Below are 418 nucleotides of genomic sequence, written 5' to 3' on the forward strand. Positions count from 1 at the left end.
AAGTTATGTGCTTGTAAAGGAGGTTCTACGTGCAAAGAGAGGGTTAAATCATATACTGCATAGGAAGAGCGCCCAAAACCTAACAAAGTAACTGCTAGCACCAAACACAAGAATCTATTCATTGCGATTACCTTAGAAATATAGCCTTACAAAACTACCTTTGTTGTAGTGTTTCTATTTGACTGATAATTTTTGTTAGAGTCCTTTGTTTTTTGAGGAGCTCATTATGACGTGTTTTGTTTTTTTCATCGAAGTTCACACCTTTAGAGGTTAGATAAGAAACAAACAAAGGCTCTTCCGTAAAGTGTGAATATGTGCGACCATCATTGAACTTGTGAGAGAGATTTGCACCTTTTGATACTAAGTATTTAAGAATATCTAGTTTATTTTTTATATCTGAAGAATCATTTGATAAAGA

The 418-nt window shown here is 33.7% G+C and carries 1 protein-coding gene; it reads right to left on the reverse strand.

Annotated features, from left to right (window positions below; all coding sequences use genetic code 11):
* Nucleotides 1-154: 154 nt before the first annotated feature.
* A partial coding sequence (locus A3766_RS32170; protein WP_231882953.1) for a hypothetical protein occupies nucleotides 155-418 on the reverse strand: 264 nt, incomplete at its 5' end.

The organism is Oleiphilus sp. HI0132 (assembly GCF_001635845.1).